This is a genomic window from Devosia sp. CN2-171 (assembly GCF_049354815.1).
In the GTDB taxonomy this organism is placed as follows: Bacteria; Pseudomonadota; Alphaproteobacteria; order Rhizobiales; family Devosiaceae; genus Devosia_A.
Genome location: NZ_CP186479.1, coordinates 895,543 through 922,099 on the forward strand (window position 1 = coordinate 895,543; position 26,557 = coordinate 922,099).

General features: G+C 65.2%; 29 protein-coding genes and 2 tRNA genes. 11 read left to right on the forward strand and 20 right to left on the reverse strand.

Annotated elements, in window-relative coordinates:
- Nucleotide 1: 1 nt before the first annotated feature.
- Entirely contained in the window at nt 2-283 is a 282-nt protein-coding gene (locus ACOYW5_RS04560; protein WP_423068073.1) for a hypothetical protein, read from the forward strand.
- Between the two features lie 7 nt (nt 284-290).
- On the opposite strand, the gene ACOYW5_RS04565 is transcribed toward ACOYW5_RS04560, so the two are convergent.
- From ACOYW5_RS04565 to mgtE, 5 genes are all read right to left on the reverse strand, one after another.
- The gene (locus ACOYW5_RS04565; protein ID WP_423068074.1) at nt 291-1,193 is read right to left on the reverse strand and encodes a division plane positioning ATPase MipZ; all 903 of its coding nucleotides are present in this window, start codon (nt 1,191-1,193) and stop codon (nt 291-293) included.
- 148 nt (nt 1,194-1,341) lie between these two features.
- Nucleotides 1,342-1,692: a DUF4180 domain-containing protein gene (locus tag ACOYW5_RS04570; protein ID WP_423068075.1), complete on the reverse strand. Its 351-nt coding sequence runs from the start codon at nt 1,690-1,692 to the stop codon at nt 1,342-1,344.
- Entirely contained in the window at nt 1,689-2,120 is a 432-nt protein-coding gene (locus tag ACOYW5_RS04575; protein WP_423068076.1) for a DUF1489 family protein, read from the reverse strand. The genes ACOYW5_RS04570 and ACOYW5_RS04575 overlap by 4 nt, the downstream gene beginning before the upstream one ends.
- Nucleotides 2,117-2,794: a glutathione S-transferase family protein gene (locus tag ACOYW5_RS04580; RefSeq protein WP_423068077.1), complete on the reverse strand. Its 678-nt coding sequence runs from the start codon at nt 2,792-2,794 to the stop codon at nt 2,117-2,119. The genes ACOYW5_RS04575 and ACOYW5_RS04580 overlap by 4 nt, the downstream gene beginning before the upstream one ends.
- Nucleotides 2,795-3,153: 359 nt before the next feature.
- A complete protein-coding gene (gene mgtE / locus ACOYW5_RS04585) occupies nt 3,154-4,569 on the reverse strand; it encodes a magnesium transporter (protein WP_423068078.1) in 1,416 nt (471 codons plus the stop codon).
- Nucleotides 4,570-4,688: 119 nt separating this feature from the next.
- Between mgtE and ACOYW5_RS04590 the strand changes: the two genes are divergently transcribed.
- The gene (locus ACOYW5_RS04590) at nt 4,689-5,048 is read left to right on the forward strand and encodes an MmcQ/YjbR family DNA-binding protein (RefSeq protein ID WP_423068079.1); all 360 of its coding nucleotides are present in this window, start codon (nt 4,689-4,691) and stop codon (nt 5,046-5,048) included.
- Here the strand turns inward: ACOYW5_RS04590 and ACOYW5_RS04595 are convergent.
- From ACOYW5_RS04595 to ACOYW5_RS04610, 4 genes are read right to left on the reverse strand one after another with little or no spacing between them, the layout of a single operon-like run.
- Entirely contained in the window at nt 5,038-5,940 is a 903-nt protein-coding gene (locus tag ACOYW5_RS04595) for a bifunctional methylenetetrahydrofolate dehydrogenase/methenyltetrahydrofolate cyclohydrolase (protein WP_423068080.1), read from the reverse strand. The genes ACOYW5_RS04590 and ACOYW5_RS04595 overlap by 11 nt on opposite strands.
- A gap of 56 nt (nt 5,941-5,996) precedes the next feature.
- Nucleotides 5,997-6,740: a LamB/YcsF family protein gene (locus ACOYW5_RS04600; protein ID WP_423068081.1), complete on the reverse strand. Its 744-nt coding sequence runs from the start codon at nt 6,738-6,740 to the stop codon at nt 5,997-5,999.
- A complete protein-coding gene (locus ACOYW5_RS04605) occupies nt 6,740-7,630 on the reverse strand; it encodes a biotin-dependent carboxyltransferase family protein (protein ID WP_423068082.1) in 891 nt (296 codons plus the stop codon). The genes ACOYW5_RS04600 and ACOYW5_RS04605 overlap by 1 nt, the downstream gene beginning before the upstream one ends.
- Nucleotides 7,630-8,265, reverse strand: a complete 636-nt coding sequence (locus tag ACOYW5_RS04610; RefSeq protein ID WP_423068083.1) for a 5-oxoprolinase subunit B family protein — start codon at nt 8,263-8,265, stop codon at nt 7,630-7,632. The genes ACOYW5_RS04605 and ACOYW5_RS04610 overlap by 1 nt, the downstream gene beginning before the upstream one ends.
- A gap of 80 nt (nt 8,266-8,345) precedes the next feature.
- Between ACOYW5_RS04610 and ACOYW5_RS04615 the strand changes: the two genes are divergently transcribed.
- Nucleotides 8,346-8,909: a dihydrofolate reductase family protein gene (locus ACOYW5_RS04615; protein WP_423068084.1), complete on the forward strand. Its 564-nt coding sequence runs from the start codon at nt 8,346-8,348 to the stop codon at nt 8,907-8,909.
- Between the two features lie 353 nt (nt 8,910-9,262).
- On the opposite strand, the gene ACOYW5_RS04620 is transcribed toward ACOYW5_RS04615, so the two are convergent.
- From ACOYW5_RS04620 to ACOYW5_RS04635, 4 genes are all read right to left on the reverse strand, one after another.
- Nucleotides 9,263-9,478 (reverse strand): dodecin, encoded by a 216-nt coding sequence (locus tag ACOYW5_RS04620; RefSeq protein ID WP_423068085.1) that lies wholly within the window; start codon nt 9,476-9,478, stop codon nt 9,263-9,265.
- Between the two features lie 99 nt (nt 9,479-9,577).
- Nucleotides 9,578-9,667 (reverse strand) — tRNA-Ser (locus ACOYW5_RS04625).
- A 30-nt stretch (nt 9,668-9,697) separates the two neighbouring features.
- On the reverse strand, nt 9,698-10,669 hold the full coding sequence (locus tag ACOYW5_RS04630) for a quinone oxidoreductase family protein (RefSeq protein ID WP_423068086.1): 972 nt from the start codon (nt 10,667-10,669) through the stop codon (nt 9,698-9,700).
- 5 nt (nt 10,670-10,674) lie between these two features.
- Nucleotides 10,675-11,526 (reverse strand): TerC family protein, encoded by an 852-nt coding sequence (locus tag ACOYW5_RS04635; RefSeq protein WP_423068087.1) that lies wholly within the window; start codon nt 11,524-11,526, stop codon nt 10,675-10,677.
- A 199-nt stretch (nt 11,527-11,725) separates the two neighbouring features.
- On the opposite strand from ACOYW5_RS04635, the gene ACOYW5_RS04640 reads away from it, so the two are divergent.
- The 3 genes from ACOYW5_RS04640 to ACOYW5_RS04650 are packed head-to-tail and all read left to right on the forward strand — an operon-like array spanning nt 11,726 to nt 13,814.
- Nucleotides 11,726-12,184, forward strand: a complete 459-nt coding sequence (locus ACOYW5_RS04640; protein WP_423068088.1) for a YeeE/YedE family protein — start codon at nt 11,726-11,728, stop codon at nt 12,182-12,184.
- Nucleotides 12,184-12,657: a DUF6691 family protein gene (locus ACOYW5_RS04645; protein WP_423068089.1), complete on the forward strand. Its 474-nt coding sequence runs from the start codon at nt 12,184-12,186 to the stop codon at nt 12,655-12,657. The genes ACOYW5_RS04640 and ACOYW5_RS04645 overlap by 1 nt, the downstream gene beginning before the upstream one ends.
- 2 nt (nt 12,658-12,659) lie before the next feature.
- Complete coding sequence (locus ACOYW5_RS04650; protein ID WP_423068090.1) at nt 12,660-13,814, forward strand: FAD-dependent monooxygenase; 1,155 nt, start codon at nt 12,660-12,662, stop codon at nt 13,812-13,814.
- 52 nt (nt 13,815-13,866) lie between these two features.
- Here the strand turns inward: ACOYW5_RS04650 and ACOYW5_RS04655 are convergent, their stop codons facing one another.
- From ACOYW5_RS04655 to ACOYW5_RS04665, 3 genes are all read right to left on the reverse strand, one after another.
- Nucleotides 13,867-14,592: an invasion associated locus B family protein gene (locus ACOYW5_RS04655; protein ID WP_423068091.1), complete on the reverse strand. Its 726-nt coding sequence runs from the start codon at nt 14,590-14,592 to the stop codon at nt 13,867-13,869.
- A gap of 112 nt (nt 14,593-14,704) precedes the next feature.
- Entirely contained in the window at nt 14,705-18,199 is a 3,495-nt protein-coding gene (gene mfd / locus ACOYW5_RS04660; RefSeq protein WP_423068092.1) for a transcription-repair coupling factor, read from the reverse strand.
- Nucleotides 18,196-18,441, reverse strand: coding sequence for a succinate dehydrogenase assembly factor 2 (locus tag ACOYW5_RS04665; protein ID WP_423068093.1), 246 nt, complete (start codon nt 18,439-18,441; stop codon nt 18,196-18,198). The genes mfd and ACOYW5_RS04665 overlap by 4 nt, the downstream gene beginning before the upstream one ends.
- A gap of 199 nt (nt 18,442-18,640) precedes the next feature.
- Between ACOYW5_RS04665 and recG the strand changes: the two genes are divergently transcribed.
- Together recG and ACOYW5_RS04675 are read left to right on the forward strand one after the other, a co-directional pair.
- The gene (recG, locus tag ACOYW5_RS04670) at nt 18,641-20,749 is read left to right on the forward strand and encodes an ATP-dependent DNA helicase RecG (protein WP_423068094.1); all 2,109 of its coding nucleotides are present in this window, start codon (nt 18,641-18,643) and stop codon (nt 20,747-20,749) included.
- Between the two features lie 5 nt (nt 20,750-20,754).
- A complete protein-coding gene (locus tag ACOYW5_RS04675) occupies nt 20,755-21,171 on the forward strand; it encodes a GNAT family acetyltransferase (RefSeq protein ID WP_423068095.1) in 417 nt (138 codons plus the stop codon).
- Here ACOYW5_RS04675 and ACOYW5_RS04680 read toward each other — a convergent pair.
- The 3 genes from ACOYW5_RS04680 to glmU are packed head-to-tail and all read right to left on the reverse strand — an operon-like array spanning nt 21,168 to nt 24,738.
- Nucleotides 21,168-21,554 carry a DUF2237 family protein gene (locus ACOYW5_RS04680; protein WP_423068096.1) on the reverse strand — a complete coding sequence of 129 codons (387 nt, stop codon included), beginning with the start codon at nt 21,552-21,554 and terminating at the stop codon, nt 21,168-21,170. The two genes, ACOYW5_RS04675 and ACOYW5_RS04680, sit on opposite strands and share 4 nt — an antisense overlap.
- The gene (gene glmS, locus ACOYW5_RS04685) at nt 21,547-23,373 is read right to left on the reverse strand and encodes a glutamine--fructose-6-phosphate transaminase (isomerizing) (RefSeq protein ID WP_423068097.1); all 1,827 of its coding nucleotides are present in this window, start codon (nt 23,371-23,373) and stop codon (nt 21,547-21,549) included. Before glmS ends, ACOYW5_RS04680 begins: the two co-directional genes overlap by 8 nt.
- 9 nt (nt 23,374-23,382) lie before the next feature.
- Nucleotides 23,383-24,738 (reverse strand): bifunctional UDP-N-acetylglucosamine diphosphorylase/glucosamine-1-phosphate N-acetyltransferase GlmU, encoded by a 1,356-nt coding sequence (gene glmU, locus ACOYW5_RS04690; RefSeq protein ID WP_423068098.1) that lies wholly within the window; start codon nt 24,736-24,738, stop codon nt 23,383-23,385.
- A 132-nt stretch (nt 24,739-24,870) separates the two neighbouring features.
- Here glmU and ACOYW5_RS04695 point away from each other — a divergent pair, with 132 nt between their 5' ends.
- The 3 genes from ACOYW5_RS04695 (at nt 24,871) to ACOYW5_RS04705 (ending at nt 26,290) form a co-directional block, all read left to right on the forward strand.
- Nucleotides 24,871-25,662 (forward strand): hypothetical protein, encoded by a 792-nt coding sequence (locus ACOYW5_RS04695; RefSeq protein WP_423068099.1) that lies wholly within the window; start codon nt 24,871-24,873, stop codon nt 25,660-25,662.
- Between the two features lie 140 nt (nt 25,663-25,802).
- A tRNA-Lys gene (locus ACOYW5_RS04700) sits at nt 25,803-25,877 on the forward strand.
- 104 nt (nt 25,878-25,981) lie between these two features.
- Entirely contained in the window at nt 25,982-26,290 is a 309-nt protein-coding gene (locus ACOYW5_RS04705) for a hypothetical protein (protein ID WP_423068100.1), read from the forward strand.
- Here the strand turns inward: ACOYW5_RS04705 and ACOYW5_RS04710 are convergent.
- Entirely contained in the window at nt 26,287-26,508 is a 222-nt protein-coding gene (locus ACOYW5_RS04710; RefSeq protein ID WP_423068101.1) for a hypothetical protein, read from the reverse strand. The two genes, ACOYW5_RS04705 and ACOYW5_RS04710, sit on opposite strands and share 4 nt — an antisense overlap.
- Nucleotides 26,509-26,557: the final 49 nt, after the last annotated feature.

Genomic DNA, 26,557 nt, shown 5'->3' on the forward strand with positions numbered 1-26,557 from the left:
AATGAGCGATACGTCTAGTCTGACCGAACTCGCCCGGTTTGTAGGGCAGTCGGCCCTTGCGTCCGAAGATGCAGTTGTCCGCAGGCAGGCGGTCAACGCGATGGTGACGCGTTTCAACCCGCAGTTGCGCCGGCGGGGCGTCGGCGATCTGCTGGCGGTGGTGATGGCCTTGAGCTCTCGCACCCGCCGCATGCTGATGCCGCAGGTCGGCATCGAACTCGACGTGTTCGGGCCCGACGGCTCGCGGGCCGTCCGGGTCACCCTGCCCCGACGGGTCAGCTGACCGGTATCTACTCGCCGGCCATGTGCTCGAACTTGGCCGGCTCGCTCGCGCTTGCTGCGAGTGCCTTTTCACCCTCGATGCGGGACTTCGCCCGGTCGCTCAGGGGCAGGCGCAGGGCGTCGACGAGCGCCCGATACTCCTGCCGCGCACTGAGATGCGACATCGACGGCAGGCCGCCCAGCATCTCTTCGTCCAACGGATCGAAGACCGTCATGCCGGTCGGAAACAGAGACCGGAAGATCACGCGCTCGGCTATGCCTTCGGCCACACGGCAGCCCAGCCGTACGGCAATCTTCTCGATCGCCGCCTGCACCACTTTGGTCGAGCGCGACGGCAGCATCGAGATGCGATTGCGGACGATGACCCAGTCGATGGTGCGCCCGTCGATCGACAGCCGCTCGGTCCGCGCCCTCTGTACCAGCCGGGCATAGTGGCTCATCTCGCGCGGATCGCCGGTGACGGGATCCACATGCGCCATCACATCCAGGTCGATGATCGAATCGTTGAGCGGGGTCACCAGCGTATCCGCCAGCGAATGTGCCAACCGCGTCAGGTGCGTATCGAAGCCCGGCGTATCGACGATCAGGAAGTCGGCATCACCCTCCACCTCGATGATCGCTTGGCGGAACAGGTCGAACTCGACGCGCTGGTTCTCCTTGACCGAGTCGGACTTCGACAGGGGCAGGTGGAAATGCGTCGCGTGCGGCAGCTTCAGGTCATGCGCCTGGGCCCAATTGCGCCGGTTGCGGACATAGTGGGTGAGGGTCTGCTGGCGGCTGTCGACATCGATCGAGGCAACGCGAAAGCCTTGATACATCAGGAAAACGGCAAGGTGGAACGCGGTGGTCGACTTGCCCGAACCACCCTTCTCATTGCCCACGACAATGACGTGTGTCCCCGTACCGGCCATAGTCCATTCCCTGGTCGGTCCCGAGTCCGACGCCCTCTCGGGATTGCGACACCTGCCTAGCCCTGCAATCGAAACAATGGGCGGATCATATCCGCGGTTTCAAGTGGTGTTTGTGTCTCGTTGCCCGACGTTGGGGCTGGACGTGGCCTCAAAGCCTCGCTTCGAGCGTGGCCCGGTCCGGCACGAAGAGCATCTGCCCGCGCTTGTTGCTCTCGTAGACGAAGTCGCGGAGCGACGAGCTCTCCGCCGTGAAGCGCGATAGATCGCCAACGATTCCCACCCGAAAGCCGTAGTTCTGGAACTTCTGCAGCACCGCTCCGGCGAGGCCGGTGCTCAGCCAGAAGAAGTCGTCCGGCAGCAGCGCGGCCGGAAACACCACAACCTCGACGTCCTGCCCGTAGCAATCGCCGATCACGTCGATGGCGTCCCGCTCGGTGGCGATCGGCGGGCCTTCGTACCAACCCATCGTGGTCCCGCTTACGGTCTCGATGCGGATCATATCAACCCCAGCTTTGCCAGTTCCTCGGCCAGTTCGACCGATCCTTCGTCCTCGAGTCCGCCATGCGCCAGGTCGGCCGGCGCGTCCTTGGGGTCAAGATAGCGCCAGCCCTGGAACGGCGACTTCGGCCTCGGGATGGTGCGAACCATGTCGGGCGCCATGATGATATCGCAGCACTTGAGGCCCTGCTCGTCCACCGCCTCGGCCAGCCGCAGGATCGGCTGGCGGCAGCGGACGACGCCGGAGATGACCCAGTAGATTGAGCCCTGCCCTTCGATCTCGTCGCGACGCTTCGGCATGGTGCGCGTCCGATGGACGTGGACGTCCTCCCCGTAGTCGGCACCCCACCAGTGGGCACGTTCGTTGCGATAGCCTTCCAGCTCCTCCAGCGTCGAAACGCCGACGCAGAGCTTGATCATATGCATCATGCGCTGCCGGCCGCGTCCCGCTTGGCGAGGATGATGTCGATCTCGTCGAATTCGACCACCCATGGCTCCTTCACCGCCTCGGCGAACCACTCCTGGAACGCCGGCAGGGCGTAGATCGCCTCGACATACTCCTGCGCCAGGTCGCTGACCGGTAGCTCGTAGGTGCGGATGCGCGTCGCCACGGGCGCGAACATCGCATCGGCGGCGTTGAACGAGCCGAACAGGTACGGGCCGCCCGAGCGGCTCAGCAAGTCACCCCAGATGCGCTCGATGCGCTTTAGATCATCGGCCACCACGTCGAAATCGACCTTGCCCGGATGCGAGCCGCGCAGGTTCATCGGCGCAGCGTTGCGCAGGGCACTGAAGCCCCCGTGCATCTCCGCTGCCGCCGACCGGGCCAGCGCCCGCTCGACGCGATTGGAGGGCCAGATGCCCTTGGCCGGGTACTTGTCGTTGAGATACTCGATGATGGCGATCGTTTCGGGAATGACGACATCGCCATCGACCAGCACTGGCACCTTGCCGCTAGGCGATTTCTTGCGGAGGTTGGCCTGCCAGCCCTCGCCGTTGAGCAGCACCAGGTCCTCGTCGAACGGGATGCCGAAGTGCTTCAGCACCAGCCAGGGGCGCAGCGACCAGCTGGAATAGTTGCGGTTGGCGAAGATCAGTTTCATCGGAGGGCCTCAATGCGGAAGGGCGCCGAGTGGCCCGGCGCCCTTCCAAAATTCTGTACTATCGAAGACCCTTCAGGTCCAGTTGCGCTCCGTCCTAGGCGCCGGCAACGATAGTGAACACAAGTGACATTGCCAGCAAACACACCAAGGTCCACGAGACTGTGGGGAGTGCCGAACGCCACCAGGCAGTCTTTGAATGGCCGTGCATCAAAGCTCCTCTTTGCCGTTCTCAGTCACTGACGCAACCACCAACGGTGACGGAATTGCGACAGTAATGATTCGTTAACTCGACAAAGGGGTGGTTGGGAAGTGGCGCGAAAGCCACAGTGGATAGGTCGAGTATTCCGCCGGGCGGAACCTTAGAATAGCCCGAACCACAACCCGGCCAATCCGAGAAAAGCAAAGAAACCAATCACATCGGTGACGGTGGTAACGAACACCGACGAGGCGATGGCGGGGTCGACCTTCAGCCTGTCGAGCGTCAGCGGAATGAGAATTCCAGCTGTGCCGGCGGCGAGCATATTCACGATCATGGCGAGGCCAATGACCGTGCCGAGACCCGGGTTGAGGTAGCGCAGCCAGGTGATCCCGCCGATCAGCACGGCGAAGATGCAGCCGTTGATGAGCCCGCCGGAAACTTCACGAGTGATCAGCCGCCGTACCCGCGCCCGATCGAGGTCGCGCGTCGCCAGAGCGCGCACCGTCACGGTCATCGTCTGCGTGCCGGCATTCCCGCCCATCGAGGCGACGATGGGCATCAGAGCGGCGAGCGCGACCATCTGCTCGATGGTGGCGTTGAACAGACTGATGACGAACGATGCCAGCATGGCGGTGAAGAGGTTCACCACCAGCCAAGGGGCGCGGCTCCGCACCGTCGAGAGTACCTTGTCCGAGATCTCTTCGTCGCCGACACCGCCGAGCAGCTTGATGTCTTCGGTCGCCTCCTCGTGGATGACGTCGACGATGTCATCGACCGTCAGCACGCCGACCAGCCGCTTGTTTTCGTCGACAACGCCCACCTCGACGAGGTCGTAGCGCTCGAAGTCGCGTGCCGCTTCTTCCTGGTCCTCGGTCGCATCGACCGTCAGGACGTCGTGGTTCATCAGGTTCTCGATCTTCACCTGGCGCTTGGCGCGCAGGAACTTGTCGAGCGGAATGGTGCCGAGCACGCGGTAGCTGGGGTCGACGACGTAGAGCTGGTAGAACTCGTCGGGTAGGTCCTTTTCGACGCGCAGGTAGTCGATCGTCTGGCCCACGCTCCAGAACGGCGGGATAGCGATAAACTCCGTCTGCATCCGGCGGCCGGCGGAGTCTTCAGGGAAATCGAGGCTGCGCTTGAGGCTGAGCCGCTCGAAGGCCGGCAGCTGGGCCAACACCTCCTCTCGGTCGCCGGCATCCATATCCTCGAGGATGTAGACGGCATCGTCGTTGTCGAGTGTGGCGACGCCGCGCGCCACTTCTTCGTTGGGCAACTCGTCGATGAGGTCGGCGCGGATGGAATCATCGACTTCGGTCAGCGCCAGGAAGTCGAACTTGTCGCCCAGCATCTGGACCAGCGCGACGCGTTCGTCCGCCTCCAGCGCCTCCAGCACGTCACCGGCATCGGCGGCGTGCAGCGGCTCCATCATTTCGACGAGGTCGTGCTCATCGCCAGCGGCGAGGTGTGCGCGCAGGCGCTCCAGCCACTCCGGATTGAGGTGATCCTCCGGGTCGCGAAAAGCGTTCGGGTCCGGCCGGGTTTCCCCGTGTTCGGCGATGCTGGATTCGTCGGTCATGGAGACCCCGGGAGGCTGGCGCTTCGGGTTCATGGCTGGTGTAGCCAATCGGCTCGCAATGCGCCAGACTTGGTGGCAAGTCGACAGCCGTTTTTTGCTTTGATGCGAGGGAGATGGCGATGGCGCGTGAGAGTGAGATCGAACGGATGCTTCGGCTCTGCGCCAAGCTCGGCCTGCCCGAGGTCACGCAGTCGACGAGCTACGGCGCACCCGCGGTCAAAGTGAAGACCAGGAACTTCGCTTCGGTGCGAGGCCAGCAGGAAATGGTGCTGCACTGCCCGCTCGAGCAGAAGGAACTGCTGATGGAGATGGCGCCGGACATCTACTGGCAGACCGACCACTTCAGGGGCTGGCCGGGCCTGCTGGTCCGATTGGATATCATCGGCGACGAAGAGCTGGCGATCCGCCTCGAGGATGCCTGGCGCTTCCGCGCACCCAAGCGACTCGCCGACGCCTACGCGACGGCCGCTAGGGCGTAAGGTCTTTGGGCGGCTCGAGGCCGTTGATCAGCGAGGCCGTGGTCACCGTGTTGGCGAGGAGGCAGACGATGGTCATCGGCCCTACGCCACCAGGCACGGGCGTAATGGCGCCCGCCACCGCCGACGCGGCGACATAGTCGACGTCGCCGAGGAGCCGGGTCTTGCCCTCTCCGCGTTCCGGAGCCGGAATGCGATTGATGCCCACGTCGATGACGGTGGCCCCCGGCTTGATCCAGTCGCCCTTGATCATCTGCGGGCGGCCCACCGCGGCCACGACGATATCCGCGCCTCGAACCACCGACGCTAGGTCCTTGGTCTTCGAGTGCGCGACCGTCACCGTGCAGTTCTCACGCAGCAGCAGTTGCGCCATGGGCTTGCCGACAAGGTTCGACCGCCCGACGATCACGGCGTTCAGCCCTTCGAGCGAGCCGAGAGTATCCCGCAGCAACATCAGGCAGCCGAGCGGCGTGCACGACACTGGTCCCGGCAGGCCGATTTGCACCTTGCCGACACTGGCGGGGGTGAAGCAGTCGACGTCCTTGTCGGGCGAGATGGTGGCGATGACCTTGTTCGGGTCGATCTGCTTGGGCAGCGGCAACTGCACCAGAATGCCGTGGATGGCAGGGTCGGCGTTCAGCTTTTCGACCAGTGCCAGCACTTCCGCCTCGGACGCGTCCTCGGGCAGTTCGTACTTTTCCGAGTGCATGCCGACCTCAACGGTCTGCTTGGCCTTCTGGCTGACATAGATCTCGCTACCCGGATCATGCCCGACGATCACGACTGCCAGACCGGGCGTAAGGCCGTGCTCGCGCTTCAGTCGCTCGACGTGACCGGCAATCCGACCACGGAGCCCCTCGGCATAGGCCTTTCCATCGATGATCCTGGCGGTCATAGCGGTACTCCTGTTCGGCGTCGCCGATATGGCCCAACTCGGGGCGCGGCGCAACCTCAGTACGGAGCGCTGACAGCTATTCCCTCGGCCTCGAGCGCGTGCCGCACGGCGCGGGCAATCGCGACAGCCTCGGCTGTATCGCCGTGGATGCAGAGCGAGGTCGCGCGGGTCGCGATAATGCTGCCGTCGATCGCGACCAGTTCCCCCGACTTGGCGAGCCGCACCGCCCGCTCGGCGATGGCCTCCGCGTCATGCAGCACCGCGCCCGGCGCCGACCGCGGCACTAGCAGACCGTCGGGCAGATAGGCGCGATCGGCATAGGCCTCGAGCACCACCGGATATCCAAGCGCCTCTGCGACTTCGACCTGCGCACTGTTGTCGATGGCGAGAATGGCGAGATCGGGCACGAGGCCGGCTACCGAGGCAAAACAGAGCGCCGCGACGGCAGGCTCCTCGGCCGCCATGTTGGCGAGTGCACCGTGCAGCTTGAGGTAGCGGACATCCACGCTCTCCTCCTCGGCGATCTCCACCAGCAACCGCACTTGGGAGCGGACCTGCTCGTCGAGCTCCTCCGGCGGCAGAATCAGCCGGCGCCGGCCGAAGTTCTCGCGGTCGGCAAAGCCGGGATGGGCGCCGACAGCCACGCCCCGCGCCTTTGCCGCCCGCAATGTCCGCCGCATCGTCTCCGCGTCTCCAGCGTGACCGCCACAGGCGATCGAGGCCGACGAGACGATGTCGAGCAGAGCCTCGTCTCCGGGCATACCCTCGCCGAGGTCGGCGTTGAGATCGAGCGTCGTCATCAATGTATCCCCTGCGCGTGTGCCACGGTCACGGGCGTAAACCGCACCTCCGCTCCCGGCGGGATTTGAGCGAAGCGATCGAGATCGGCCGTGATGACCGTCGCTATGCGGGGGTAGCCGCCCGTCGGCTGGTGGTCCCGCATCAACACGATCGGCGTACCGTCACCGAGGATCTGGATGTCGCCCGGCGCGATCGCATCCGACGCCAGCGACAGTATCCGCGCATCGGCGAACACACCGGCCTCGTCCTTGAGCCGCACGCCCATGCGGTCCAGCTGGTGTGAAATCGTGAACGGCTGCGAGATGAAGCGCTGGCGCCGGTCGCTCTCGAACAGGTCGGCATGAATGCCCCAGACGACGCGGATCGGTCCCTCGACGCGTTCGGCCGGACGAGGATGCGGCCCCGGCCGCCCGGCGATGGAAGCGCCAAATGCGATCACGTCACCGGCCGCCAACGCCCTGCCCTCCAGCCCGCCCAGACCGGCGATGGAACTCGTGGCTCGGCTGCTGAGCACAACGGGGACATCGATCTCCCGATCGAAGCGGACATAACCGTAGTTGCCGCCGGTGCCCGGGGTAATGTCGACGGTGACCCCGACCTTCAAGATCGCGCGCGTCGGCCACGGCTGCATCTTGCCGTCGATGCTGAGCCTGAACGCCCCGCCGTCGAAGGCGGCGCCGAGCGAGCCCTCCTCTACCCTGAAGCTCAGGCCAGCGGAGGTGAACTCGATCCCCGTAGTGCCCGAGCCGCCCAGCCAGGATGCCGCCCTGTCAAAGGCGCCCCGGTCCATCGGGCCGGACGCCGACAGGCCGAAGCGCAGCCAGCCGGGTCGGCCGGCGTCCTGCAGGGTGGTCAGCGGGGCGGTACGGAGAATCCGGATGGCGTACATCAGACGCTCACGAAGCGGATGTAATCGCCGGACTTGAGCACGACGGGCGGCTCGGCGGCCGGGTCGAAATTGCGAAACCCGGTCCTGCCGATGACGTGCCATCCGGTGGGAATGGCGGTCGAGGCGATGGCGGTCTGCCCCGCCGCGAACAGGATCGTCCCGGCCGGAACCTGCCGGCGTACGGTCTGCCGACGCGGCACGACCAACACGGCATCGTGCATCCCGCAATAGAGGAAGCCCGGGGCAAAGCCGGTCGCCAGCACCCGCAGCGGCACATCGTTATGCGCCGCGACGAAGGCATCCGGCGCGAGGTGCAGTGTCTCGGCGACCTCGGCGAGGTCTTCGCCATCGAACGCTGCCTCAACGATGTGCTCACGCGCAGCGCCCGGCGCCTCGCCCGGGCGCGACACCAGCAGCCTCACCTCCCCCGCCAACTGGTCGAACCCCGTGGCGGAAGTATCGTACCGGAGGAGCACCGAAATCAGGTTTGGCACGATCTCCAGCACGCCCGGCAACCCTGCGGCGTCGGCCAGTTCCGCGAATCGGATCGCCGACAGGTTAGCCTCGTCGGTCAGCGTGTCGCCGAAGCGCACCAGCAGCCCGCGGTCGCCGAGCGGCATGATCGACGGCGTCAATTTGGGCGTGTCCCGGGGGTCATGTCGCTGAACTAGCACGCGGCTTGCGCCCTGTCGCGCCACTCGCTACAGCCTGCGGCATGCCCATCCCCGGAAGCAGTGTCGTCATCGAAGGCCACGCCATAGTCTCGGTCGACGGGATGATTGCAGCGGCCGATGGCAGCATGCCGGATGCCCTCCGCAACGACGCGGATTGGCGACTGTTCCAGGCGGCCCTCGATCGCGCAGCGCTCGTAGTCCTTGGCCGCCTCGGACACGTCCGCCATCCCAATCCCGGCCGCAGGCGGCTCGTGCTGACCCGATCGGTCGCGGGTCTGGCGGACGACTCACGCGATCCCCTGGCCACGTTCTGGAACCCCGCCAGGATGGACATCGCGTCGGTCCTGAACCGCATGGGGATCGCCGAGGGTGTCATCGCAGTGACAGGCGGGACCGGTACCTTCGATCTGTTTCTTCCGTCCTATGATCGATTCGTTCTATCGGAAGTGCGCGGACTGGAGCTGGGGGATGGCGTCCCTTGCTTCAGCAAGGGGCATCCGCGTTTCGTGCTGCCCGGCGCGGCGCTCGAAGCCCGCGACATGGAACTAATTGACCGCGGAGTCGTTCAGACCCGATGGGTCCGAGGTCTACCCCGCGTTATGTAAAACTGCAGCTAACGTTGTCATAACGCGCAGGCAGGCACTTTGCAGCCCATTCGGAAGGCCACCCGAGGTTATGCAAATGCAAATACTCTCTTTCGTCGTCACGCCCAGCAACGATCGCTGGGTCCTTTCCGTCGGTCGAACGGTCCTGGGGAATCACCCCACGCCGGAACGCGCGCTACGTGCCGCCTTCGACATGTCCCGTCGCACAGGTGGGGACAATCGGATCTTCCTGGCTAACCAGGACGGCAGCATGATCCAGCAGGAGCGGATGCAAAGATCGGCGTAGTCGATTGCGTAGAGCGAAAAACGGGCGCCAGAAGGCGCCCTTTTTCATTACCAGCCCTGAGCCAGGTTCAACTCGGCTCGTCGATGCGGAAGCCGACCTTCATCACCACCTGATACTGCTCAACCCTGCCGGCGGAGATCGAGCCGCGAATCTGCTCGACTTCGAACCATTCGAGGTTCCGGGTCGTCTTGTGGGCGCGTTCGATGGCGCTGCTGATGGCGTCGGTGATCGACTCCGACGACGATCCAACCAGGTCGATCTTCTTGTAGATGTGGTTTGGCATGTCAGTCCCCTTCATTGGCCGAACGGGCGATGAGCCTTGGCCGCCAGTCTCCGGCGGATGCACCTATCGCGCGCCCTTTCGAGGGGACTGTCAAGTGAGTGGCGGGTAGGGAGGGATTCGAACCCCCGGAACGCTTGCACGTTCGCCGGTTTTCAAGACCGGAGCAATCAACCGCTCTGCCACCTACCCGACGATCACGCGTTTAACGGCAGCAGTTCGTCAGGGCAAGAGCAGCGTCGAGCCCGTCGTACTCCGGGCTTCCAGCGCGCGGTGCGCCTCGACGGCCTCGGCCAACGGCCAGGTCTGGTCGATGGATACGGTCAGTTTGCCCAGGGTGATGAGATTGAACAGCGCATCGGCCGCGATGCGCAGGTCTTCCGCCGTGCGGAAATAGCCGGCGCCGGTCGGGCGAGTCACGTAGAGCGAGCCCTTCTCGGCGAGGATACCGAGCTTGGGGATCGACACCGGCCCCGAAGCATTGCCGAAGCTCACCATCAGACCGCGCACCTTGAGGCAATCGAGCGAGGGCTCGAAAGTCGCAGCGCCGACGCCGTCATAGACCACGTCGACGCCCTTGCCACCGGTGAACGCCTTCACGCGTGCGACGAAGTCGTCGGTCTTGTAGTTCACTGCTAGGTCGGCGCCGTTCCTGCGGACGATTTCGCATTTCTCGTCGGAGCCCGCCGTGCCGATGACCCGCGCGCCGATCGCCTTGGCCCATTGGGTCAGGATCTGCCCCGTACCGCCGGCGGCCGCATGGACCAGGATCGTCTCGCCGGCCTTGAGGGCGTAGGTCCAGTGGAGGAGGTAGAACGCCGTGGCGCCCTTGAGCAGCGCTGCGGCCGCAACCTCGTAGCTCACGCCCTCCGGCAAGCGCACGGCCTTCTCGGCCGGCAGCAGGCGTTCTTCGGCATAGGCGCCGACCGGTCCTTGGTAGGCGACGCGGTCGCCCATCACGAATCCGGTCACATCGGGGCCGATGGCGATCACCTCGCCCGCGCCCTCGTTGCCCGCGACGAAGGGCAGCTGGGTCTTGTAGAGCCCGGTGCGCTGGTACACGTCGACGAAGTTGAGGCCGATGGCGCGGTTGCGGATCTTGAGCTGGCCCGGGCCCGGCGCCCCGACCTCGACATCCTCGAGCTGGAGCTTTTCCGGGCCACCGTACTCCCGAACGACGAAGGCGCGCGCCATGGCTCCTACTTCCTCGGCGCCGACTTGGGCTTTGAACGCGCCCGCGCCGACGGCGTCGACTTGGGCTTGCGCGCCGCCGCAGGGGCATCAACGGCAGCGGCCGCGGCCTTCACCGGCGCGGTGCCCCCTGCCCGCCGCTTCTGCCGGCGCTCCTTGGCGAAGATGTTGACCGCCTCGACCAGCACCGAGAAGGCCATGGCCGAATAGATGTAGCCCTTGGGGATGTGGTATCCGAGGCCATCAGCCACGAGCGAGGTGCCGATCAGCAGCAGGAAGGCCAGCGCCAGCATCTTGGTGGTCGGGTGCTTGGCGACGAAATCGGCAACCGGGCCCGACGCCATGAACATCACGCCGACCGCGACGATCACGGCGGCGATCATCACCTCGACATTGTCGGCCATGCCGACGGCGGTAACGATCGAGTCGATCGAGAATACGAGGTCGATCACGATGATCTGGCTGATGATCGCCGCGAAGGCCATGGACGCCGTCTTCTTGAGGCTGTCCTCCTCCTCGTGCGGCTCCTCGATCTCGGCATGCATCTCGTGCGTCGCCTTATAGATCAGGAAGGCGCCACCAACGATCAGGATCAGGTCCTTCCACGACGGCGCGAAGCCGAGAATGTCGAAGGCCGGCTGCGTCAGCCCGATGATCCAGGAGATCACCAGCAGCAGCGCAATGCGGAAGATCAGCGCCAGCGAAAGACCTATGCGCCTGGCGCGGTCGGCCTGCTCTTTCGGCAAACGCGACACCAACACCGAGATAAACACGATGTTGTCGATTCCGAGGACGATCTCCATGGCGGTCAGGGTCAGGAAGGCAGCCCAAACGTTGGGATCGTAAAGCAGGTCCAGCATCGACTTCTCCGTTCAGATCTCTGGCAGGTCATACCTAGGATGGAGTGCGCTCAGTTGGAAGAGTGCGCGATGCAGAGTTCAACGGGTGTGGTTTTTCACCGCACCGCCCCGCTGTGGGACGATCGCGCTGCCCCGCGCCTGTTATGGGCCTGTTTTCGCTGATAAACTCACGTGAACTTGCTTCTCCAGGAATTTTGCCATGGACTCCTTCTCGCCGATCCCCGCTCTTGCCGGAGGGTTGCTCATCGGCCTCGCCTCGGCGCTGCTCTGGCTGGGCAACGGGCGCATCGCCGGCATCTCCGGATTGTTCGGCCAGTTGCTGCCGCCGGCCCGGACCGTGGTCTGGCGATTGGTCTTTCTCGCGATGCTGGTGCTGGGTGCCCTCGGCGCGTCCTACCTGTTTCCGGGTCTCGGCGTTGGCGGCCCCGGCGGCCAGCCGGCGCAGCTCGCATCGCCGCCGCCGGGTTGGGCCATCCCTGCCCCGCTTTGGATCGTCGCCTCCGGCCTGCTGATCGGCTTCGGCACCAAGATCGGTAATGGCTGCACATCCGGGCACGGTGTCTGCGGCATCGCGCGGCTATCGAAGCGGTCGTTCGTTGCGGTAGCGGTGTTCTTCAGCGTCGCTATCCTCACCGTCACCGTCACGGGAATCGTCTGATGCCCGCCACGACCCGCCTGCCCTATCTCGCCACCGCCGCCCTCAGCGGCCTGCTGTTCGGCGCCGGCCTCTACATTTCGCAGATGGTCGATCCGCTGAAGGTGCTGCGCTTCCTCGATTTCACCGCTATCCCGACCGGCGGCTGGGACCCGAGCCTCGCCTTCGTCATCGGGCCCGCCATTGTCGTGATGTTCATCGCCGTTCGCATCTCCCGCAGACGCAGCAAGCCGGCGTTCGATACCGAGTTCAACGAGCCCGAATTCACCCACATCGATACGCCACTCGTCGGCGGGGCCGTGCTGTTCGGCATCGGCTGGGGCATGTCGGGCATCTGCCCGGGACCGGCCATCTCGCTGATCGCGTTCTGGCCGCCCGACCTGTTCCTGTTCCTCGCGGCCATGTTCATCGGCTCCTATGCCGGCGCGCTGGTCATACCGAGCGGCCACGACAAGCGGCTGGCGCTGGCACGATGAGCATGCAACCCGAAGCCGTCGTTGTTGGTGGTGGTCTCGCTGGCGTCGCGGCGGCCGTTGCCGTTGCACGCGCCGGACTCAGGACGCTGCATCTCGCACCGAAAGGTCCGCCGGATCGCCGGACGTCGGCCCTCATGGGCCCAAGTGTCGATTTCCTGCTCGAGGCCGGGTTGATCGATAGCGCTGCCGCGATCGGTCATCCCCTGACGCGCATCCGCATCATCGATGCGACCAACCGCCTCCTGCGCGCCCCTGAGACGCTGTTCGACAGCGCGGATGCCGGTCTCGAGGCATTCGGCTGGAACTTCGCCAACGTAAAGCTGCTCGAGTCATTCGAGACGGCACGGCGCGAGTTGCCGAACCTCGAGGTACGCGAGTTGGCGCTCACTTCCATCGAGCAGAGCTCCGCCGGCTGGCGGCTTGTCCTGTCCGACGGATCCGAGGTCGAGGCACCGCTCGTCGTCGGATCGGACGGCAAGAAGTCGCTGGTCCGCGTCGCCACCGATTTCCGCGCCCGCGAACACGGCTTCACCCAGTCAGCGCTGGTCTGCGACCTCGAACTCGGGCGGCCGCTCGGTGGCGATTCCGTTGAGTTCCACTACGAGCAGGGCCCGTTCACGCTGGTGCCGGCCGGCGGGCCGCGGGCCAACCTCGTCTGGATCGACGACCGCGAGGTGCTCAAGGAGGCTCAGGCCTCGGGCGCGGAGGGGCTGCGCGAGACCTTCCTCAAGAAGTCCCAGCGCTTGTTCGGCGACATCAAGCTGGTGACGCCGGCGCACATGTTCCTGCTCTCGACCCTGACTGTCGATCGGGCCGGCATGCGCGGCATCGTCCTCGCCGGCGAGGCGGCTCACGCCTTCCCGCCCATCGGGGCGCAGGGGCTCAACCTTGGTCTGCGTGATGTCGCCGACCTGTCGAGGGTGCTGCGTGACGCTGATCGCACACAGCCCGGCTGGGCCATCGCTGCCAGCGACCGCTACGCACAGCTGCGGGCAGACGACCTAGACCGCACCGGCGGCATGGTCGATGCCCTCTTCCGTTCGCTGCTCAGCGACTATCTGCCCGCGCAGGCAGCTCGCGCAGGAGGTCTGTGGGCCCTTCGGATGCTGCCGGCCCTGCGCAAGCAGGCGTTCGGGCTCGGCATGGGCAAGCGCTGAATCAAAAAGGGGCGCCGGTCGGGCGCCCCTCAAATCTTCCGGAAGGTATCGCTTACTGCGGCGCAGCGGGCGTCTCGGCCGGCGGCGTGGCGCCACCCTCGGTTCCCATCTGCTGGCGAAGCTGCTCGGCACGGTCCTGCAGCTGCTTCTCCAGCGCGGTCGGCGTCGCGGCCTGCTTGTTGAACTCGTCGAAGGTCATCGCGGCAGCGCCGTCATAGACGGAGGTGAAGCCGGCGAGGCTGATGTCGATCACCAGGTCCTTGTTCTGGCGGTTCTTCGCGGTGAGCTTCAGCACGCCGCCCTTCTTGAGGCTGTTCACGTAAGCCTCGTTGATCACCAGCTGGGTGGCGCAGCTCTGCGGATCGCACAGCATGAAGGGAACGCGGATCGGCTTGCCGCCATCGATCTGCCAGGTCAGGCCGAACGGCAGCAGCACCCCAAGCGGGACCGCGGCGACGGCGAGCAGTCGGCTCTCCTGGCCCGGATCGTCGCGCAGCAGGAACGAGCCGAGGAACTGGCCGTTGGCGACGACCACCTGGCGCATGATGCAGGCCTGCTTGCCGTCGGCGATCGGGTCGCAGACCTTCAGCCAGTTCTGGGCGGGGTTGGCGTTGCCAGCAGGTGCAGCAGCCGGAGCCGCAGCGCCTTCAGCGGGCGCAGCTGCCGGAGCACCCTCGGCGGGGGCTGCCGGAGCCGCATCCTGCGCGAGCGCCCCAAAGGAGGGCATCATCAGCGCGGCGACCGCGAAACCAGCAACGACGAGCTTTTTGAGGGTCATTGAATTTCCTTGTGGTGTCCTACCATCGGTGACTCTCCCGGCCACCCTTATTCGTGCGCTCTTCAATGCACGAATTCGGGCAATAGCATGGCCGGACGGACTTCCGGAAGCTTTAACCTGCGAGTGTTGCTGCGGCGCTCGATTCGCCGGCAATCCGGGCCATCTTCGATAGAATAGCAGCCGTCCCTTTCAGTCTCGCGTCTGCCGTCGGCCAATCCCGGCTGAACACAAGTTTCTGATCAGGTTTGATGCGGACCATCATGGCTGGTTCGGAAACCATGCGTACGAGCCCTGCCGGATTGGGGAATTGGCTATGGCGCAGCGTGATCACGGCGCCCTTCGGTCCGGCGTCCACTTTCTCGACATTGGCGGTGCGGCAAAGTGCCTTCACGAGGATCACCTTGAGTAGCGCTTCCACCTCTTCCGGTATCGGCCCGAAGCGGTCGATCAGCTCGGCACCCGCGGCATCGATCTCGCGCGCGTCGCTCAGGTCGCCCAGACGGCGATAGAGCTGCATGCGGAGCTGCAAGTCGGGTACATAATATTCGGGGATCATCACCGGCATGCCGAGCGAGATCGTCGGGCTCCACTCGTTGCGATCCTCGTACTCCACGTCGCCATCGCGCAGCGCCGCCACCGCCTCTTCCAGCATCGCCTGGTAGAGCTCGAACCCGACCTCGCGGATGTGACCCGACTGCTCGTCGCCAAGCAGGTTGCCGGCGCCACGGATATCGAGATCGTGGCTCGCCAGCTGGAAGCCGGCACCCAGCGTTTCGAGCGACTGCAGCACCGAAAGCCGACGCTCGGCCGTGTCGTTGAGCTTGCGATCAGGCGGCACCGTGAACAGCGCATAAGCGCGTTGCTTGGCCCGGCCAATACGACCGCGGATCTGGTACAGCTGGGCGAGACCGAAATTGTCGGCCCGATGCACGACCAGCGTGTTGGCGTTGGGAATATCGAGGCCGGACTCGACGATCGTCGTCGACACCAGCACGTCGAACTTGCCGTCGTAGAAGTTGTTCATGATGTCGTCGAGCTCGCCCGGCGGCATCTGGCCGTTGGCGACGACGTAGCTCACCTCGGGCACGTGCTGGCGCAGGAACTCCGCGATGTCAGGCTGATCCTTGATCTTGGGCACGACGTAGAACGCCTGCCCGCCGCGATACTTTTCGCGCAGCAGCGCTTCGCGGATCGAGAGCTGATCGAAGGGCGAGACGAACGTGCGCACGGCCAACCGGTCCACGGGCGGGGTCGCCAGCAGGCTGAGGTCACGCACGCCGGTCAGCGCCAGTTGCAGCGTGCGCGGAATCGGCGTTGCCGTCAGCGTCAGCACATGGACGTTGCCCTTGAGCTCCTTCAGCCGCTCCTTGTGGGCGACGCCGAAGTGCTGCTCCTCGTCGATGATGAGCAGGCCCAGGTCCTTGAACTTGATCGACTTCGACAGCAGCGCGTGTGTGCCGACGACGATATCGACCGTGCCCTTCTCGAGTTCTTCCTTGGTGCTCTTCAGCTCGCTGGCTGCGACCAGTCGCGACGCCTGCCGGATACGCAGCGGCAGGCCGGAGAAGCGTTCGCTGAACGTGCGGAAGTGCTGGCGCGACAGCAGCGTCGTCGGCACCACCACTGCAACCTGCCGGCCCGACATGGCCATGGCGAACGCGGCCCGTAGCGCCACTTCGGTCTTGCCGAAGCCGACGTCGCCACAGACCAGCCGGTCCATGACTTTGCCAGACGACATGTCCTCGAACACTGCAGCGATCGCCGCGAGCTGATCCTCGGTCTCGTCATAGGGGAAGCGCGCCGCGAACTCCTCGTAAAGTCCGGGCTGGATGTCGATCGGCGGCACGGTGAGCAACTGCCGCTGCGCCGCAATCTTGATGAGTTGGTCCGCCATTTCGCGGATGCGCTTCTTGAGCCGGCTCTTCTTCGCCTGCCAGGCGACGCCGCCGAGCTTATCGAGCTCGATTATCGCGTCGGCGCCATAGCGCGACAGCAGCTCGATATTTTCGACTGGCAGGTAGAGCTTGGTGTTCTGCGCGTACTCGATCTCGACGCAGTCGTGCGGAGCGCCCTGCACCTCGATGGTCTTCAGCCCAAGGAACCGGCCGATACCGTGGTCGACGTGAACAACGAGGTCACCCGCCGCTAAGCCCGCCGCCTCGGTCAGCGCATCCGACGCCCGCTTGCGCTTCTGCGGCCGCAGCAGGCGTTCGCCAAGGATATCCTGCTCGGACAGCACCAGCATCTCGTCGGTCTGGAAGCCGCTCTCGAGACCGAGCACGACCAGCGCCGTCGTCTCCGGCGACGTCGTCTCGGCATCGCGCCAGTTCTCGGCGAGACGCGGATGGGCAAGGCCGTGGTCGGCCAGCACCTGCGCCATGCGATCCCGCGAGCCTTCCGACCAGCAGGCGATGATGGTTTTGCGGCCGGCCTTCCGCTGCGTGGCGAACAGCTTCACCACCGCTTCGAACAGGTTGACGTCCTGGGCCTGCCGCTCTGCGGCGAAGCTCGGAGCCATCCGGCCAGCCGCGTCGTCGGCCTTCTTGGCATCCGGGGCGAGGAAGGGCGACAATTGCACAACGCCCTTCTCCGGCGCGAGGCTGTAGATCGGCCGCTCCATTTCATAGAGCTGGGCGGGCGGTACCGGCTTATAGGGCGCAGCGCCGGATTGCTTCTCGTGTCGCGCATCCTCGCGCGCCTGGTAGTAGTCCGAAATCTGGGTCTGCCGGTCGGTGAAGGCCTCCCGTGCCTGGTCGTCGAAGACGAACGGCGCCTCGCCTGTGTAGGCGGCGAGGTGATCCAGTTCCTCGAAGAAAAACGACATCCAGTGCTCGATGCCGGGATAGCGCTGTCCGGCACTCACGGCGGCATAGAGCGGATCGTCGACCGTGTTGCCACCGAACATCGTGGTGTAGCGCGCCCGGAAGCGGCGGATCGCTTCTTCGCTCAGCAGCACCTCGCTCATCGGCGCGAGCGCGATGCGCTTCACGTTGCCGGTGGTGCGCTGGCTGTCTGCGTCGAACGTACGAATGGTCTCGAGCTGGCGGCCGAAGAAGTCGAACCGCAACGGCGTCTCCGCCCCGGCCGGATAGAGATCGACGAGCCCGCCGCGCACCGCATACTCGCCCGCCTCACGGACAGTGGGCACGCGCAGGTAGCCGTTGCCTGCAGCCCAGGCGATCAGCTTCTCGCTCTCGACCACCTGCCCCGCCGCCGCCGCGAAGCTCATGCTGGCCACGACATCGCGCGGCGGCAGCTTCTGCACCACCGCGTTCACCGTGGTCAGGATGATGGCGTTCTTCGCCGCCCCACTTGCAAGCGTCGACAGCGTCGTCATGCGCGCCGCGATGGTGACGCCATTCGGCGAGACGCGGTCGTAGGGAAGACAGTCCCAGGCGGGCAAGGTGAGTATCTGGTGGCCCGGCATGAGCTGCGCCAGGATCTCGGCCATGCGCTGCAGCCGGCGTCCATCACGGGCGACGAACACGGCGCTCACCGCCGCATCCGGATCGGCCTTCAACCGCTGCTCGACGATGCGCGCCAGGACGACCGGCTGCATGCCATCGGGGACATTGGAGATAGTGCGGTCGGCGCGAATATCGGTCATGAGGCGGTCCGGAACCTGAGCAGGTCGGCGAGCAAGTCGTGGTCGGCGTCGGCCGGGGCAGGCTCCTGCCCCATCAGCCACTTGAGCAGGTCGGTATCGGCCTCTTCGAGGAAGGTCTCGAAGCGATCGAGTTCAGCCGTCGCCATGCCCGCGAGCCGTGCATCGGCATAAGGCCCGAGCAACAGGTCCATTTCCTTGGTTCCGCGGTGCCAGGCGCGGTAGCGCAGTCGGCGCAGCCGCATAGACAATTCTTCACCGGCATCTTTTTGAAGGGCCATGACGGGGTCGTCTCGGGGGATGTGGACAGGCTGTTTACGCGCTTGAGTTCCGCGTGTCACCTGTATGCCTCGGTGCCGCAACGCACACCGTCATCCCCGGGCTTGACCCGGGGACCCGTGCGGCCTCACCTCATGCTTCATCGCCATCCGCACGCAGCAGAACTTGTCCCGCCCGTCCATCCTCGATCCGCTGTTTCGTTCGCTGCACTCCATCAAGGGCGTGGGGCCGCAGCTCAGCGCGTTGCTGACGCGATTCTTCGGTGCGCCGGAGGGGCAGGAAGCCATCGCGCTCGACTTGCTGATGCACATGCCGACCGGCGTCGTCGATCGCCGGCGCATGGATGGCATCGCCAACGCCGTGCACAACAATATCGCGACGCTGAAACTCCACATCGACCGGCACCAGCCGCCCCCGCGCGGCCGGCCGCATGTGCCGCATCGCGTGTTCGCGCATGACGAGACCGGCGAGATTCAACTCGTTTACTTCCGCGCCCAGGGCGGCTGGGTGGAAAAGCTCCTGCCCGTCGGCGAGACGCGGTACGTCTCGGGCACGATCGGTTTCTTCCAGGGCGAAAAGCAGATCACCCATCCGGACTATGTCGTCGAGGTCGACAAGTTCGAGGATATGCCGCTGGTCGAGCCGGTCTACCCGCTCACCCACGGCCTCAGCTCCCGCGCCCTGATCAAGCTCACCCGGCAGGTGCTGGAAAGCCTGCCTCAGCTCCCCGAATGGATGCCAGCCGAGCGCATCGCCGAGTTCGGCTGGCCAACTTTCCACACCGCGATGACCGCATCGCACGTGCCCGAGGCTCCCGACGATGCACAGCTCTGGTCGAAGAACCGGATGCGCCTCGCCTATGACGAGTATCTCGCCGGCCAGCTGGCGCTGCTGATCGTCCGCTCCCAGCTCGTCGCCCCCCGCGGCATCCCCCGGAGCTTCACCGGCGAAATCACCGCCGCGGTGACCGCCGCCCTGCCCTACACCCTGACCGAAGGCCAGCGTCTTGCGGTGGAGGACATTCGCAAAGATCTCGCTGCCCCAGAACGCATGTCGCGGCTAGTGCAAGGTGATGTGGGCGCGGGCAAAACGGTCGTTGCGCTTGTGGCGATGGCAGCTGTCGCCGAGAGCGGCGCGCAGTCCGCCATGATGGCACCGACCGAGTTGCTGGCCGCCCAGCACTACCGCTCGCTGGCGCCGATCTGCGTCAAAGCCGGCCTCGGCATCGAGCTGCTGACCGGCAAGATGCCCGCCGGCGACCGTCGCGCGGCAATCGAGCGGCTTCGCACCGGCGAAAGCCACATCGCGGTCGGCACCCACGCTCTATTCCAATCGGGCGTCGACTTCCACAACCTCGGCCTCACCGTCGTCGACGAGCAGCATCGGTTCGGCGTCCACCAGCGCCTTGCGCTCAGCGAGAAGGGCTCGCATGCCGATCTCCTCGTCATGACTGCGACGCCGATCCCGCGCACCCTCGTCCTCACGCATTTCGGCGACATGGCAGTCTCGATCCTCCGCGAGAAACCGCGCGGCCGACAGCCGATCGACACCGCCGTCACCTCCATCGCCGAATATGCCCGCGTCGTGCAGCGCCTCAAAGCGCGCATCGACGAAGGCGCGCAGGCCTTCTGGGTCTGCCCGCTGGTCGAGGAGAGCGAGACGCTGGAAGTCGTCGCCGCCGAAGATCGCTTCGCCGAGCTCAAGAAGGTGTTCGGCGACCAGGTCGTCCTCATCCACGGCCGTATGAGCGCGGCGGCCAAGCAGGACGCGATGGACCGCTTCCAGCGCAACGAGGCCAAGGTGCTCGTCGCCACTACAGTCATCGAAGTCGGCGTCGACGTGCCTAACGCCACCATCATGATCATCGAGCATGCCGAGCGCTTCGGCCTTGCCCAGTTGCACCAGCTCCGCGGCCGTGTCGGACGCGGCACCCAGCGCTCGGCCTGCCTGCTGCTGTACAAGGAGCCGCTGAGCGAGACCGCCCAGGCTCGCCTCGATACCATCAAGCGCACCGAGGACGGGTTCGAGATTGCCGAGAAGGATCTCGAGCTGCGTGGCCAGGGCGATGTGCTGGGCACCCGCCAATCCGGCATGCCCGGCTACCATCTCGCCGTTCCTGACGTGCACCGTCACCTGCTCGAGTGGGCGCATGACGACGCCAAGGCAGCGCTAGCCCGCAATCCAGGGCTCACCGGCCCGGAGGGCGACGCGCTTCGCATCCTGCTGTACCTGTTCCGCAAGGACCTTGCGATTCCCCTCCTCCGAGCCGGCTGACCTCCATGCTAATCCGCCCCTTCGAACGCCGCGACACTGACGCGGTCATCGCCCTTTGGCAGGCCCGCGGCCTCACCCGCCCGTGGAACGACCCGCTCAAGGACATCGAGCGCAAGCTCGCCGTGCAGCCAGAGCTGTTCCTCGTCGGCGAGTTGGACGGCGCGATCGTTGCAACGGCAATGGGCGGCTATGACGGCCACCGCGGCTCGGTCTACTACCTGGCCGCAGCCGAAGCGCATGCCGGCAAGGGTTTCGGCGCAGCGATCCTCGCCGAACTCGAACGTCGCCTCGCGGCGATCGGCCGCCCCAAGATCAACCTGCTGGTGCGCGGTGAGAACGACGCCGTGGTGAAGTTCTACGACCGCCTCGGCTACGAGCGCCACGACTCCCTGAGCCTGGGCAGGCGTCTGATAGAGGACTAGTCCACCGCATACTTCTTCAGCACGTCGATCTCGACATACTTCAGCACCGATTGGTGCGTGCACTTGAGCACGACCTGCGGCGCCATCCCGGCCTCCAGCGCCTCGACCCATCGCAGCGCCACGAGACACCAGCGGTCGCCGGCCTTCAGTCCGGGAAACGCGTATTCCGGCATCGGCGTCGACAGGTCGTTGCCGCGCGACTTCGAGAACGCGAGGAACGCATCGGTCATCACGGCGCAGACCGTATGCCGCCCCTCGTCGAGCGGGCCAGTGATGCAGTTGCCGTTGCGGAAGAAGCCGGTGAGCGGGTTCATCGAGCAGAGTTCGAGCCGCCCGCCGAAGACGTTCAGCTCACCCTCGTGCTCGAAGAACGGCTTATTCAACCGTCACGCTCTTGGCGAGGTTACGCGGCTGGTCCACGTCCGTGCCCATGAAGGTGGCGGTATGATAGGCGAGCAGCTGCACCGGGATGGTGGCGAGGATCGGCGCCACGAAGCTCGAGACCTTCGGCAGCACGAGAATGTCGCCGACGCCGTGCCCGGCCACCCGCGCGCCCTCTTCGTCGGTGATCAGGATGATCTTGCCGCCGCGCGCCGCGACTTCCTGCATGTTGGAGAGCGTCTTTTCCATCAGCTCGTCGGACGGCGCGACGACGATCACAGGCATCAACTCGTCCACCAACGCGATCGGGCCGTGCTTCAGCTCGCCTGCTGCATAAGCTTCAGCGTGGATGTAGCTGATCTCCTTCAGCTTCAGTGCGCCTTCCATGGCGATCGGGAACATCTGCCCACGGCCGAGATAGAGCACATCCTTGGCCTTCGAGAGCCGCTTGGCGATTTCCTCGATCTGCCCTTCCAGCGCCAGGGCGGCGGAAACCGCCGATGGCAGTGCCGTGAGGCTGCGGACCAGTTCGGACTCGGCCTCCGGCGTGATCTTGCCGCGCGCCACGCCCGCCGCGATGGCGAGGCTGGCGAGCGCTGTCAACTGGGCCGTAAACGCCTTGGTCGAGGCAACGCCGATCTCTGGACCGCATAGCGTCGGGAAAACCACCTGGCTCTCGCGAGCCATCGTGCTCTCAGGTGAATTCAGCAGCGAAACGACGTGCTGGCCCTCCCGAGCGCAGTAGCGCAGGGCAGCCAGCGTATCGGCGGTCTCACCGGATTGCGATATGAACAGGCTCAGCCCATTGGCTTCCAGCGGCGGCTCGCGGTAGCGGAACTCCGAGGCCACATCGACATCGACCGGCAGGCGGGCGTAACGCTCGAACCAGTATTTGGCCACGATGCCGGCATACGAGGCCGTGCCGCAGGCCGAGATCGTCAGCCGCGACAGGTTGGCGAAGTCGAACGGCAGCGTTTCGCGCAACGCCACCTTCTCGGTACCCATGTCCACGTAGTGGCTGAGTGTGTGCGAAATGGTCTCGGGCTGCTCGTAAATCTCCTTGGCCATGAAGTGGCGGTGGTTGCCCTTGTCGACCAGAAGCGCCGAAGCGTTGGAGACCAGCAGTTCACGCTGGACGATGGCGTCGGAGCCGTCGCGGATAGTGACGCCATTCTTGGTCATCACCGCCCAGTCGCCGTCGAGCAGGTAGCTCAGCCGTGAGGTGAAGGGCGCGAGTGCCATGGCATCGGAGCCGAGATACATCTCGGTCGCGCCGTAACCGATGGCGAGCGGTGCGCCGGAGCGGGCGGCAATCAGCAGCGTGTCCTCACCCTTGAACATGAAGGCCAGGGCGAAGGCACCACGCAGCGACTTCAGCGTGCGGGCGACCGCCATCTCGGGGTCGAGGCCGCGATCGAGCTCACGCGTCACCCACAGCGCCACGGACTCGGTGTCGGTTTGCGTCTTGGGCAGGTAGCCGTCCGTGGCGAGGTCGGCCAGCAACTCCCGGAAATTCTCGATGATGCCGTTATGGACCACCGCGACCTTCTCCGTCGCGTGTGGGTGGGCATTGCCTTCGGTCGGCGCCCCGTGTGTCGCCCAGCGCGTGTGACCAATGCCGATGTTGCCGGCGAGCGGCTCGAAGCTCAGCTTCTGAGCGAGATTGCCGAGCTTGCCCTCGGCGCGGCGGCGATTGATCTGGCCGCTTTCCAGCGTAGCCACGCCGGCGCTGTCATAGCCGCGATACTCGAGCCGCTTCAGCGCGTCGACGAGGCGCGGCGCGACCGGTTCAGTTCCGATAATCCCGACGATGCCGCACATGCGAGGCTCCTACTTGCCCGACTTTGCATTCTTGATGGCCTGAGCGCGCGCCTTCAGCTTGGGCGCATAGCCTGGCTTGTTCTCCTGGCGGCTACGGCCGATTGCCATCGCCTCAGGTTCGACATTCCTGTTTATGGTGCTGCCCGAAGCCGTATAGGCGCGATCGCCCACTGTCACTGGCGCTACCAGCGATGTGTGCGAGCCGATGAATACGTCCTCGCCTATGATGGTCTTAGACTTGTTCACCCCATCATAGTTCGAAGTGATCGTGCCTGCGCCGATATTCGTACGGGCGCCGATCTCGGCGTCGCCGAGGTAGCTCAGGTGCCCGGCCTTCACGCCGTCGCCGAGCTTTGATTTCTTCACCTCGACGAAGTTGCCAAGGTGCACATCCTTGCCCAGTTCGGCGCCGCCGCGAATACGGGCAAAAGGCCCGATAGTCGCCCCCTCCCCGATCTTCACGTCTTCGATATCGCAGAATGCGCGGACCTCGACGCCGTCGGCGATCTTCACACCCGGCCCGAACACCACGTTTGGGAAAATGGTCACGTCGCGGCCGATTTCGGTGTCGTAGCTGAAATACACCGACGACGGGTCCTTCAGCGTCACACCGGCCTTCAAGAAGTCGTCGCGGCGCAACTCCTGGAACTGTGCTTCGGCACGGGCGAGTTGCGCGCGGTCGTTGACGCCCATCACGTCCACTTCCGGTGCAACGGCGTAGCTGACGTTGTAGCCGGCGTCGTTGGCGAGTTCGACCAGGTCGGTAAGGTAGTATTCTCCCGCAGCGTTGTCCGCATCGAGTTTGTCGATCAGTGCGCGGAACACCTCAGCGCGGAAAGTCAGAATGCAGGCATTGCAGAGCCCGATCAGGCGTTCTTCCGGTGTCGCGTCCTTGTGCTCGCGGATAGCGAGCAGCCGCTCGCCATCGGTGATCAGCCGCCCATAGGTCAGCGTATCGGGAGGCTCGAAGCCAAGGATCGCCGCGTCCCAGCCGGCATCCAGCCGATCGAGCACACCGCGGAAATTCTCGGGGCGCAGCAGCGGGTGGTCGCCGTAGATGACGGCGACATAGCCCTCGGCGTTGGCGAATGCCGGCCTTGCCATCGACGCCGCATGGCCTGTGCCCTTGCGTTCCAACTGCTCGAAGAAGCTGACTTCGGGCGCGAAAGTACCGATGGTCTCGCGTACCGCCTCGTGGCCTGGTCCGGTGACCACGGCTACCCTGGTCGATCCGGCTGACACCGCCGCGTTGACCACATGGCCGACAATGGCCAGCCCGCCAACCTCGTGCAGCACCTTCGGCCTAGCCGAACGCATGCGGGTACCTTCGCCCGCGGCCAGGATGATCGACAGCAGTTCAGTCATGAGAGGCCCTCTGGTGGGGTCTTCGTTTCCCCAGCTAGTGTGGCAGCAAGTTGTTGGGAATCCGATAACGCGGTTACGGAGTGGTAAACTTCTCCATCGGCCTGATTCGTAAGGCCTTTGAGGACCGGACTTTTGGCAAAGGCAGTGGACCACTTCCGCGCGGCGGATGTCACCCTATGGGGCATCATAGCGCTCGGCACTTGGGCGGTGGCGATTCTGGGGGCGAACCTTTCCGGCGTGATCCCGGCCAGTGTTTACGGCGCCCTCCACGCCTCGCGCCTCGAGGGTTCGACGCTGAACCAGCTCCGGGCCCAGGTCAGCACCCTCGAAGAGGACACGATCAGGCTGCAGCGCGACACCAGCCAGCTCGTGCAACGATTCAACATGGGCGAGGAAGCCGCTGGTTCCGTTACCAAACGCGTCGGCGCGCTCGAGGTCAGCGTACCCAAGCTGATCGAGCAGGTACAGTCCCGGACGCCGGCCAGCATCGATCCCATGCCGACCGGCTCGATCGGCCAGGGCAAGGTCCTGACCTTTGAGGCCGATGGCGGCACCGTCGCCGTGCAGCAGCGGCCGCTCATTCCCGGTTCGGACGAAGTGAAGCTCGCGGTCGTACCGCTGACGGGCACGATGCCCGCCCCGATCGCCTCCCCCGGCCCGTCCGCGGGCATCGCTCTCGGCGTCCCGGTGATGCCCGATGCGGCGGAAGCGCAATGGCAGGAAATGCTGGCGCAGGTCGGCACCATGCTGGTCGGGCTGTCGCCGGTCCTCGCCGACGCAGATGGCAACGACGGCAAGGTGTTGGTCGCCGGTCCGCTGGTCGACAAAGCCTCCGCCATCGAGCTCTGTGCCCGCATGGCCGAGGCAGGAATTGCGTGCGAGCCGACCGCATATGCGGGCGAGCCGATGCCGCTCCTGAACTGAGCCGAGCCCGGCGCCCGCCGATTGCAATTGACAGCGGGGTCCGAATGCCTATGTTCCGCGCCGATCCGCCAAGCGGCTCAGTTCGAGTTGTCACGGGATCGAACCGGAAGAGTCTGCAACTTTTCCTGATCCCGCTCCGGGCGCCCGTAGCTCAGTGGTAGAGCATCCGACTTTTAATCGGATGGTCGATGGTTCGAATCCATCCGGGCGTACCACTCTCACCAATCGGAACGACAAAGTTACGCGGGAACCCTGCGTGCTTTTCGCTGTTCATTCGGCGAGCGTGGGCGCAGCATAGCGCCAATCAGGGAGGACGCCGATGAACTCCGCCAATCTGCAGCTGGAAGGCCTCTACCTCGCCATCGCCGCCATCCACGAGACGCTGATCGCTAAGGGCATCATGTCACGTCAGGAGGTCGACGACGCCATGCGGGCGGCCGAGGACACCGCTCTGACCGACTACCGGTCCATGGAGAACCTCCGGCCCGCCGAGCGCGACGCCCTCGCCTTCCCGGCCCGGCTGCTGCGCATGGCCAACGCCACCGTCGCCGACGGCAAGGCGCTGTCCTTCACCGCCCTCGCGCGGCGCGTCGGCTCGGGCAAGGACTTTGGCCGCGACCAAGCTTAGCTTGCGGGGACCGGACCAGACCAGATCAGCCGGTGCGCGCCGTTCTCTTCGGCGGCAAACACCTGTGACCGGCGCGTCTCGTCGCCATAGGTGAGGGCGATGTACTTGGCTTCCGCCTCGGCATCCTCGCGGCTTTCGAAGGGGCCATAGGCCTTGCCTTCGCAATCCACCCACCACTCGCCCATGCTTTCGATGACGATGAACCAGCAGGTCTTCATAGCATTGCTCCCCGGCCAGATCGGCGGCCACCCTCGGTTGCAGGAGAAA

Coding starts and splice junctions, on each gene's coding strand:
- ACOYW5_RS04560 (WP_423068073.1), top strand. CDS start 2: ATGAGCGATACGTCTAGTCTGACCGAACTCGCCCGGTTTGTAGGGCAG.
- ACOYW5_RS04565 (WP_423068074.1), bottom strand. CDS start 1,193: ATGGCCGGTACGGGGACACACGTCATTGTCGTGGGCAATGAGAAGGGT.
- ACOYW5_RS04570 (WP_423068075.1), bottom strand. CDS start 1,692: ATGATCCGCATCGAGACCGTAAGCGGGACCACGATGGGTTGGTACGAA.
- ACOYW5_RS04575 (WP_423068076.1), bottom strand. CDS start 2,120: ATGATGCATATGATCAAGCTCTGCGTCGGCGTTTCGACGCTGGAGGAG.
- ACOYW5_RS04580 (WP_423068077.1), bottom strand. CDS start 2,794: ATGAAACTGATCTTCGCCAACCGCAACTATTCCAGCTGGTCGCTGCGC.
- mgtE (WP_423068078.1), bottom strand. CDS start 4,569: ATGACCGACGAATCCAGCATCGCCGAACACGGGGAAACCCGGCCGGAC.
- ACOYW5_RS04590 (WP_423068079.1), top strand. CDS start 4,689: ATGGCGCGTGAGAGTGAGATCGAACGGATGCTTCGGCTCTGCGCCAAG.
- ACOYW5_RS04595 (WP_423068080.1), bottom strand. CDS start 5,940: ATGACCGCCAGGATCATCGATGGAAAGGCCTATGCCGAGGGGCTCCGT.
- ACOYW5_RS04600 (WP_423068081.1), bottom strand. CDS start 6,740: ATGACGACGCTCGATCTCAACGCCGACCTCGGCGAGGGTATGCCCGGA.
- ACOYW5_RS04605 (WP_423068082.1), bottom strand. CDS start 7,630: ATGTACGCCATCCGGATTCTCCGTACCGCCCCGCTGACCACCCTGCAG.
- ACOYW5_RS04615 (WP_423068084.1), top strand. CDS start 8,346: ATGCCCATCCCCGGAAGCAGTGTCGTCATCGAAGGCCACGCCATAGTC.
- ACOYW5_RS04620 (WP_423068085.1), bottom strand. CDS start 9,478: ATGCCAAACCACATCTACAAGAAGATCGACCTGGTTGGATCGTCGTCG.
- ACOYW5_RS04630 (WP_423068086.1), bottom strand. CDS start 10,669: ATGGCGCGCGCCTTCGTCGTTCGGGAGTACGGTGGCCCGGAAAAGCTC.
- ACOYW5_RS04635 (WP_423068087.1), bottom strand. CDS start 11,526: ATGCTGGACCTGCTTTACGATCCCAACGTTTGGGCTGCCTTCCTGACC.
- ACOYW5_RS04640 (WP_423068088.1), top strand. CDS start 11,726: ATGGACTCCTTCTCGCCGATCCCCGCTCTTGCCGGAGGGTTGCTCATC.
- ACOYW5_RS04645 (WP_423068089.1), top strand. CDS start 12,184: ATGCCCGCCACGACCCGCCTGCCCTATCTCGCCACCGCCGCCCTCAGC.
- ACOYW5_RS04650 (WP_423068090.1), top strand. CDS start 12,660: ATGCAACCCGAAGCCGTCGTTGTTGGTGGTGGTCTCGCTGGCGTCGCG.
- ACOYW5_RS04655 (WP_423068091.1), bottom strand. CDS start 14,592: ATGACCCTCAAAAAGCTCGTCGTTGCTGGTTTCGCGGTCGCCGCGCTG.
- mfd (WP_423068092.1), bottom strand. CDS start 18,199: ATGACCGATATTCGCGCCGACCGCACTATCTCCAATGTCCCCGATGGC.
- ACOYW5_RS04665 (WP_423068093.1), bottom strand. CDS start 18,441: ATGCGGCTGCGCCGACTGCGCTACCGCGCCTGGCACCGCGGAACCAAG.
- ACOYW5_RS04675 (WP_423068095.1), top strand. CDS start 20,755: ATGCTAATCCGCCCCTTCGAACGCCGCGACACTGACGCGGTCATCGCC.
- glmS (WP_423068097.1), bottom strand. CDS start 23,373: ATGTGCGGCATCGTCGGGATTATCGGAACTGAACCGGTCGCGCCGCGC.
- glmU (WP_423068098.1), bottom strand. CDS start 24,738: ATGACTGAACTGCTGTCGATCATCCTGGCCGCGGGCGAAGGTACCCGC.
- ACOYW5_RS04705 (WP_423068100.1), top strand. CDS start 25,982: ATGAACTCCGCCAATCTGCAGCTGGAAGGCCTCTACCTCGCCATCGCC.
- ACOYW5_RS04710 (WP_423068101.1), bottom strand. CDS start 26,508: ATGAAGACCTGCTGGTTCATCGTCATCGAAAGCATGGGCGAGTGGTGG.